General features: G+C 64.9%; 8 protein-coding genes. 5 read left to right on the forward strand and 3 right to left on the reverse strand.

Translation table 11 applies throughout. The features are described 5' to 3' along the window. Positions 1-29 precede the first annotated feature (29 nt). Positions 30-668 carry a TetR/AcrR family transcriptional regulator gene (locus BMW89_RS36525; RefSeq protein ID WP_092035178.1) on the reverse strand — a complete coding sequence of 213 codons (639 nt, stop codon included), beginning with the start codon at positions 666-668 and terminating at the stop codon, positions 30-32. A gap of 240 nt (positions 669-908) precedes the next feature. Here BMW89_RS36525 and BMW89_RS36530 point away from each other — a divergent pair, with 240 nt between their 5' ends. The 3 genes from BMW89_RS36530 to BMW89_RS36540 are packed head-to-tail and all read left to right on the forward strand — an operon-like array spanning position 909 to position 4,712. After that, positions 909-1,406, forward strand: coding sequence for a (2Fe-2S)-binding protein (locus BMW89_RS36530; RefSeq protein ID WP_027562563.1), 498 nt, complete (start codon positions 909-911; stop codon positions 1,404-1,406). After that, positions 1,403-2,458, forward strand: a complete 1,056-nt coding sequence (locus BMW89_RS36535; RefSeq protein ID WP_092035179.1) for an FAD binding domain-containing protein — start codon at positions 1,403-1,405, stop codon at positions 2,456-2,458. Before BMW89_RS36530 ends, BMW89_RS36535 begins: the two co-directional genes overlap by 4 nt. After that, entirely contained in the window at positions 2,451-4,712 is a 2,262-nt protein-coding gene (locus BMW89_RS36540) for a xanthine dehydrogenase family protein molybdopterin-binding subunit (protein ID WP_092035180.1), read from the forward strand. Before BMW89_RS36535 ends, BMW89_RS36540 begins: the two co-directional genes overlap by 8 nt. A gap of 42 nt (positions 4,713-4,754) precedes the next feature. Here BMW89_RS36540 and BMW89_RS38255 read toward each other — a convergent pair whose 3' ends face one another. Both BMW89_RS38255 and BMW89_RS36545 read right to left on the reverse strand, forming a co-directional pair. Next, positions 4,755-4,907 (reverse strand): hypothetical protein, encoded by a 153-nt coding sequence (locus BMW89_RS38255; protein ID WP_164988060.1) that lies wholly within the window; start codon positions 4,905-4,907, stop codon positions 4,755-4,757. A 146-nt stretch (positions 4,908-5,053) separates the two neighbouring features. After that, positions 5,054-5,602, reverse strand: coding sequence for a cupin domain-containing protein (locus tag BMW89_RS36545; protein ID WP_092035181.1), 549 nt, complete (start codon positions 5,600-5,602; stop codon positions 5,054-5,056). 149 nt (positions 5,603-5,751) lie between these two features. On the opposite strand from BMW89_RS36545, the gene aptA reads away from it, so the two are divergent. Then, positions 5,752-7,080, forward strand: coding sequence for an omega-aminotransferase AptA (gene aptA, locus BMW89_RS36550; protein ID WP_092035182.1), 1,329 nt, complete (start codon positions 5,752-5,754; stop codon positions 7,078-7,080). 70 nt (positions 7,081-7,150) lie between these two features. Then, positions 7,151-8,416 (forward strand): D-amino acid dehydrogenase, encoded by a 1,266-nt coding sequence (locus BMW89_RS36555; protein WP_092035183.1) that lies wholly within the window; start codon positions 7,151-7,153, stop codon positions 8,414-8,416. The last annotated feature ends 202 nt before the right edge of the window (positions 8,417-8,618 follow it).

The raw sequence follows: 8,618 nt of genomic DNA on the forward strand, positions 1-8,618 counted from the left end.
TAGCACGCCCCATGGGAAATACGCGGGTGCTATCGCTTCCGTTTCACCGTCGGCTTCGCGGGCTTGACGGCGCGCGCCTTGGTCTTGGGGCCGGGCTGCACCCGCAGACCGTCGACGAACACGTCGAGCATCCGCAGCACTGACGATTGCCAGCCGGGCTGGTCGTGCATGTAGCACATGCCGACCAGAGCCCTGAGCAAATCCTCCGGGCTGACATCGCCGCGCATCTCGCCGGCTGCGACCGCGCGGTCGAGCAGGGAGCCGATCGCCTTGGTCAGCCGGTCCATCGAGAACGCCGCGAGTTCCGAGGAACTCTGGAAGGTCAGCGCCAGCGCGGCCGACATGCCCTTTTTTGTGGCAACGAATTCGACGTTGGAGCGCAGCCAGCGCCGCAAGGCGTCGACCGGGTCCTTGGCGTTCTTCAACTGCTCGGCCAACTCGCTGAGCTGCTCGACCTCGCGCCGGTACACCGCCTCGTACAAATCTTCGCGCGTCGGGAAATGCCGGTAGAGCGTGCCGATGCCGACACCGGCGCGTTTGGCCACGGCTTCGAGGCTCGCCTCCGGTCCGCCCGCGTTGAACACGACCTTTGCAGCCTCGAGCACGCGCTCGCGGTTGCGCACGGCATCGGCGCGGGGCTTTCGGGTGTGGTCGGCACGTGTGTCCATTGTAACAATCTAGATCACGATCTGGTCAGATTGAACCCATATGAGGCTGCACCGCGTTGTTTGTGCGCGCGGTTTTGACCGATTCCAATATTTTTCAACGGCTCTTGTTAAACGGAGGATGCCTCCGTATCTTCGTTGAGGCATTGGCTCGGATTGTGTCCGGCCAGCGCCTATCGACGGCGGCCACGGAGGTGGCGCGCTGCACGATCACTCATGTCCATATCTGATCGGAGCCTTTTTATGAATCACTCCATCAGCCTCACCGTGAACGGTGCGCGGCGCGACTTCGTCCTCGACGATCCGCGCGTCACGCTGCTCGATCTCCTGCGTGAGCGCCTGCATCTGACCGGAACCAAGAAGGGATGCGATCGCGGCCAGTGCGGCGCCTGCACCATTCTCGTCGACGGCAAGCGGATCAATTCCTGCCTCGCACTCGCCATCAGCCATGACGGCGCCGACATTCTCACCATCGAGGGCGTGGCGCGCGGCGACCAGCTTCATCCCGTGCAGGCCGCCTTCATCGCCCATGACGGCTTCCAGTGCGGTTTCTGCACGCCCGGCCAGATCATGAGCGCGATCGGCATGATGCAAGAGGCGCAGGCCGGCAACGATCCTGAGCGCATCCGCGAATGCATGAGCGGCAATCTCTGCCGTTGCGGCGCCTATGCCGGCATCGTCGACGCCGTGCTCGAGGCGCAGGCCGGCATGGATGAAACCAATCAGAGGCGCTCCGCATGAAACAGTTTGATTATGTCAGGCCGGCCACGGTCGCGGAGGCCGTCGCCGCCGCGGCGCAGCCTGGTGCGGTCTATCTCGCCGCCGGCACCAATTTGCTCGATCTGATGAAAGGCGGCGTCAGCCGGCCGGATCGACTGGTCGACGTCACGCATCTCGACGGGCTCGATCAGATCGAACGCCTCGCCGATGGCAGCGCGCGGATTGGTGCGCTGGTCAGTAACGCCGATCTCGCGCATGACGCGGACTTTGCAAGGTCCTATCCGGCAGTCGCGGAAGCGCTGCTCTCCGGCGCGTCGGCGCAACTGCGCAACGCCGCCACCGTCGGCGGCAATCTGCTGCAACGGACGCGCTGCGCTTATTTCTACGACACCGCCAGCCGCTGCAACAAGCGCGAGGCCGGTAGTGGCTGCGATGCCCGCGAGGGCGAGAATCGCGGCCATGCCGTGCTCGGCTGGAGCGAGAGCTGCATCGCCACGCATCCCTCCGATTTCTGCGTGCCGCTGGTTGCGCTTGACGCGATCGTCGAGATCGAAGGCAAGAACGGTCGCCGTGAAATAGCACTCGACGAACTGCATCGCCTGCCGGGCAGCTCGCCCGAGCGCGACTCCGCGCTCGAACCCGGCGATCTCATCGTCGCAGTGCGTCTGCCGCCGGCGGCGCGCGGCTTTGCCGCACATGCGCGCTATCTCAAGGTTCGCGAGCGCACGTCCTACGCCTTCGCCGTTGTCTCGGGCTCGGCTGCGTTGCGGATCGAGAACGGCAAGATCGCGGAAGCACGGCTTGCGCTCGGCGGCGTCGCCGCAAAGCCGTGGCGTGCACGCGCCGCCGAAGATGTGCTCAAGGGCGTTACGCCCACGGCGGACGCTTTCCAGGAAGCCGCCTGGCGCGCGCTCACCGATGCAAAGCCGTCCGGCGACAACGCCTTCAAGATCGAGCTCGCGCGCCGCATCGTCGTGCGCGCGCTGACCCTTGCCGCCGCCGGCACGCCCGCGCGTATTCCCGCGCTGCCGGCCTCTCCCTTTGCTTCGACGTCTGGAGCCATCCATGCCTGAGCTTAATCTATCCAGCGCTCCCGCCCATCTGCGCCACGGCTCGAGCATCGGCCAGCCGCTGACCCGCCGCGACGGCCTTCTCAAGGTGAAGGGGCAGGCGACTTACGCCGCCGACAATCATCCACCGGGCATGCTGTTTGCGGTGATGGCAGTCTCCAGCATCGCGCATGGCCGTGTGACCTTGCTCGATGTTGCTGCCGCCAAGCAGCATCCCGGCGTCGTCGATGTCATGACATCAGATCACAAGCCGCAGCTCGCGATCGATCCTGAAATCAAGACCAATCCGTTCGTGTTCCGGATGGAGGTGTTGCAGAGCAACGAGGTCCGCTACGCCAACCAGCCGATCGCCGTCGTGATCGCCGAGACGCTGGAAGCGGCGACGGAGGGCGCGGTTCTGCTGGCGCCGCGTTACGAGAATCTGCCTGCGCTGATCGGCCTCGATGCCGGCGAAAGTTTCGTGCCGCCGGTCGTCGGTGTCGGCAATCCCACGGAAAATCACCGCGGCGATGTCGAGGCGGGGCTTGCCTCGTCCGCGAAACAGATCGACGCGATCTACGAGACGCCGCCGCAATATCACAACGCGATGGAGCCGCATGCGATCGTCGCGTCATGGGACGGCGACAATCTGTCGGTCGACATGCCGACCCAGGGCTTGATGCTGTCGCTCGGGCGCATCGCCGAGCTGTTCGGCATTGCGCCTGACAAGATCCACATCCGCAGCCCGTTCCTCGGCGGCGGCTTCGGCTCCAAGGGGCTTATGTCCGGGCCGCCGGTCCTCGGCATCATGGCGGCCAAGCTCGTCGGCAAGCCGGTCAAGCTGGTGCTGCGCCGTGAGCAGATGTATGGCCCGGTTGGCCATCGCGCGCCGACCCGTCAGCGCCTGCGTATCGGCGCCGATGGTGAAGGGAGCCTGACCGCGCTCGATCACCACGCGAGAACCCTCTCAAGCACGTTCGATGACTTCTATGAGCCCGCGGCCGATGCCTCGCACACGCTCTATGCGGCGCCAGCAATCCGCACCTCGCACGACGCAGTGCGCGTCAACACCGGCACGCCGCTGTTCATGCGCGCGCCCGGCGAGGCGACAGGGTCGATCGCACTCGAAAGCGCAATTGACGAAATGGCTTGGGCCTGCGGCATCGATCCGCTCGCCTTCCGCCTGAAGAACTACGCCGAGGTCGAGCCGATCACGGGGAAACCGTTCTCCTCGAAGGCGCTACGCGCCTGCTACGAACAGGGTGCGGCGCGCTTCGGCTGGGCGAAGCGGCCGCTCCAGCCGCGGCAAATGCGCGACGATGCCGGCCTTCTGGTGGGCTGGGGCATGGGCACCGCGACATTCCCGGCGCTGATGTTCCAGGCCGCGGCGCGCGCCGCGATCCGTCGTGACGGTTCTGGCGTCATGGAGATTGGCGCGCATGACATGGGGCAGGGCGCCTGGACCGCGCTCGCCCAGATCGCCGCCGATGCCGTCGGCCTCGACATCGACCGCGTCGAGTTCAAGGCGGGGACATCGGATCTGCCCGACGCCGGCATCGCCGGCGGCTCGGCGCACACGGCAACCGCTGGCGCTGCGATCCACAGCGCTGGTGCTGCCGTGATCGCGAAACTCGCCGATCTCGCCACGGGCGATGAGCGTTCGCCGCTATTCGGCGCCGGCAATGCCGGTGTGATCGCGCGCGACGGCCGGTTGATCCGCCGCGATGACGAAAGCCGCAGCGAGAGCTATGCCGAGATCCTCGCGCGTGCCGGCGTCGCGGAGGTCGAGGCGCGCGGCACCGGCGCGCCGAACCCTGCGGCGATGGAGGAGTATGCGATGCATGCCCACGGCGCGGTATTCGCTGAGGTGAAGGTCGACCCCGATCTCGGCCAGGTCCGTGTCACCCGCATGGTCGGCGCCTTCGCCGCGGGGCGCATCGTCAATCCGCATCTGGTGAAGAGCCAGCTGTTCGGCGGAATGATCTGGGGGATGTCGTTCGCGCTGCACGAGGAAGCCATCACCGATCGCCGCAGCGGCCGGATCATGAATGCCAATCTCGGCGAGTATCATATCCCGGTGAATGCCGACGTGCCGCCGCTGGACGTGATCACGGTCGAGGAACACGATCCGCATGTGAATGCGCTCGGCATCAAGGGCGTCGGCGAGATCGGTATCACCGGCAGCGCCGGTGCGGTTGCCAACGCGGTCTGGCATGCGACCGGTGTGCGTGTCCGACGTTTCCCGATCAAGATCGAGGAATTGCTGACGCAGCTCTGAGACAAAAGGCGGGGCGAGATAGTCTCGCTCCGCCGCGTCCTGCTAATGCAGCTTCTTGCGGAGTGCCCTGAGCGCCTCGCGTTGCGTCTCGATGTATTCAGCAATAGCCCTGCGCAGCTCCTGCGAATGGAGCTTGTCGGTATCGCGCTGCACTTCATCGAGTGCAGCCTCTGCATTGGCGAGCGTGATCTTCATCTGCGAGCCCAGTTACGAAGCGGTGCGGGAATATTTCTCGGCTACGGCTCGCAACATATAGCGGTTGGGGCTGCGGAAATTGAGATGGCTCAAGCTCCGTAAGACACCGGGGCACTCCGTAGGATCCCGGATAATTTCGACGTGCGTCAGAACGTCGGCGGCGTGCACGCCGAAATCACCTCGCACGGCTTGCCGCCGACGCAGCGGAAGCGATGCGGGCGGCGGCTCTCGAAATAATAGGCATCGCCGGGATTAAGGATACGCCGCTCGTCCTCGACGGTGACTTCGAGCTTGCCCGAGATCACGATGCCGCCTTCCTCGCCGTCATGGACGAGGTGCACGCGTCCGGTGTCGCTGCCGGGCTCGTAGCGCTCCTTCAACATCTGCAGGCTGCGTCCGAACAGATTGTCGCCGATCTGGCGATAGGAGATCGGCTTCTTGCCGACCTCGGTCAGCTCTTCGGAGCGGTAGAAGATCTTGCGCCGGCTCTCCGGCTCCAGCGCGAAGAACTCGGCAAGCCCCATCGGGATGCCGTCGAGGATGCGCTTGAGCGCGCCGACCGACGGGTTCATCTGGTTGGATTCGATCAGCGAGATCGTCGAATTGGTGACGCCGGCGCGCTTGGCAAGCGCGCGCTGGGACAGCTTCTGGCGCGCCCGGATGAATCGCAGCCGTCCACCGATGTCGACGCTCATGCCCCAAATCCCTGTTGCAAGTGTTGCGGATCGCGCAAATATGGACCAGCAGCCCTAGTTAAATCAATGGGTTGCGGCAGTGCAGAAAAGGACTTGTTGCGCTTTCGAAGCCGTGGCTCTGCTAGCAGGTCAGCAAAGGAGCGTGGCCCGTGACCCTTCATCAGATTCCGAACACTATCAAGACCGACTCGTTCTGGATGCCGTTCACGGCCAACCGTCAGTTCAAGAAGGCGCCGCGCCTGTTTTCCTCGGCCGAAGGCATGCACTACACGACCGTCGACGGCCGCAAGGTGATCGACGGCTCCGCCGGCCTCTGGTGCGTCAATGCCGGTCACGGCCGCAAGCAGATCGCGGCTGCGGTTGAGCGGCAGCTGATGACGCTGGACTTCGCGCCGTCGTTCCAGATGGGCCACCCGCTGGCGTTCGACTTCGCCGAGCGTCTCGCCGAGATCGCGCCAGAGGGCCTCGACCGCATCTTCTTCACCAATTCCGGCTCCGAGTCGGTCGATACCGCGCTGAAGATCGCGCTCGCCTATCACCGTGCCAACGGCCAGGCGAGCCGCACCCGCCTGATCGGCCGCGAGCGCGGCTATCACGGCGTCGGCTTCGGCGGCACCTCGGTCGGCGGCATGGTCGCCAACCGCCGCGCGTTCACCACCCTGCTGCCGGGCGTCGACCATATCCGTCACACCCACGACCTCACCCGTAACGCCTTCGCCAAGGATCAGCCCGAGCATGGCGCCGAACTCGCCGACGATCTCGAGCGTCTGGTCGCCTTGCACGGCGCCGAGACGATCGCCGCCGTCATCGTCGAGCCGGTGCCGGGTTCGACCGCAGTGCTGCCGCCGCCGAAGGGCTATCTCCAGCGCCTGCGCGCGATCTGCGACAAGCACGGCATCCTGCTGATCTTCGACGAGGTCATCACCGGCTTCGGCCGCTTGGGCACGCCGTTCGCCGCCAACTTCTTCGGCGTCACGCCCGACCTGATGACGACGGCCAAGGGCATCACCAACGGCACCCTTCCCTGCGGTGCGGTGTTCGCGCATCGCAAGGTGCATGACGCCATGATGATCGGCCCGGAGAACGTCATGGAGCTGTTCCACGGTTACACCTATTCGGCCCATCCGGTCGCCTGCGCCGCCGGCATCGCGACACTCGACATCTACAAGGATGAAGGCCTGCTCACCCGTGGTGCGTCGATCGCCGAATACTGGCGCGATGCGCTGCACTCGCTGAAGGGTCTCCCCAACGTCGTCGACATCCGCAATTGCGGCCTGATGGGCGCGGTCGAGATGTCACCGCGCGATGGCACCGTCGGTGCGCGCGGTTACGACGTCATGGTCGATTGCTTCAATCGTGGGCTGTACTTCCGCAGCAGCGGCGATTCCTTCGCGCTGTCGCCGCCCCTCATCGTCGAGAAGAGCCATATCGACGATATCGTCTCGATCCTGGGCGATGCCATCAAGAGGGTGGCCTGATAATTGCTCTCGCCGTTGCGAGTTGTTTCCTTGCAGCGGCGAGCGTGATGCCGCGGGAGTTTGACGAAGCGTGAAAGTTTTGATCCTCGGCAGCGGTGTCATCGGTGTCACCTCTGCCTACTACCTCGCACGTGCCGGCCACGAAGTGACGGTCATCGACCGTCAACCCGAACCGGCGCTGGAGACCTCGTTTGCCAATGCCGGCGAAGTCTCGCCCGGCTATTCATCGCCATGGGCCGGCCCCGGCGTGCCGGTGAAGGCGATCAAGTGGCTGCTGATGAAGCACGGCCCGCTGGTGATCCGGCCGAAGCTCGATCCCGTGATGTGGGTCTGGCTCGCCAAGATGCTGCGCAACTGCACGAGTGCGCGCTACGCGGTCAACAAGAGCCGGATGATCCCGATCGCGGAGTACAGCCGCGACTGTTTGCGCGATCTGCGCCGCGACATCGGCATTCAATATGATGAGCGCTCGCAGGGCACGCTCCAGCTGTTCCGCTACCAGGCCCAGCTCGACGGCACCGGCGAAGATGTCGCCGTGCTCAAGCAATACGGCGTGCCTTACGAGACGCTGAGTCGCGAGGGCTGCATCGCGGTCGAGCCGGCGCTCGCTGGCGTGAAGGAAAAATTCGTCGGCGGACTTCGCCTGCCGCAGGACGAGACCGGCGACTGCCACATGTTCACGCAGGCGCTGGCCAAGCATGCCGAGGCGCTCGGCGTGCGCTTCATGTTCAATACCGGGATCGATCGTATCGTCACGGATGGCGCGCGCGTCAGTGGTGTCGCGACCAGTGCCGGCATGTTGCAGGCTGACGCTTACGTTCTCGCGCTTGGAAGCTGGTCGTCGCGCCTCGTTGCGCCGCTCGGCATTTCGCTGCCGGTCTATCCGGTAAAGGGCTATTCGATCACCGTGCCGATTACGGATGCCTCCGGCGCGCCGGAATCCACCGTAATGGACGAGAGCTACAAGGTCGCGATCACCCGCCTGGGGAATCGCATCCGTGTCGGCGGCACCGCCGAGATCTCCGGCTTCTCGACAAAACTCTACGACGCGCGCCGCGCCACGCTCGATCACTCCCTGACCGACCTGTTCCCGCGCGGCGGCGATCTCGCCAAGGCGACGTTCTGGAGCGGCCTGCGTCCGATGACGCCGGACGGCCCGCCCGTGATTGGCCCGACGCAGTACGCCAATCTCCATCTCAACACCGGTCACGGCACGCTCGGCTGGACCATGTCCTGCGGCTCCGGCCGTGTGCTCGCGGATATGCTGTCAGGCAAGAAGCCGGAGGTCGACGTGAGTGCGTTGACGGTAGATCGGTATAATCATCGGTTTGGGTGACGCTCTCTCCCCACGTCATTGCGAGCGCAGCGAAGCAATCCAGTATCTCTCCGCGGCGACAGTCTGGATTGCTTCGCTGCGCTCGCAATGACGGGGTTGGAGCAGTACTAGAGCGTTTCATTTTTTGATGGAAGCGTATCCGGCATTAACAAAGTAGTTGCTGCATTCGCCGGGCAGAACGCCTCTGACGAGGTGGCCGATG

Origin of the sequence: Bradyrhizobium sp. OK095, assembly GCF_900109945.1 — a bacterium.
Lineage (GTDB): Bacteria > Pseudomonadota > Alphaproteobacteria > Rhizobiales > Xanthobacteraceae > Bradyrhizobium.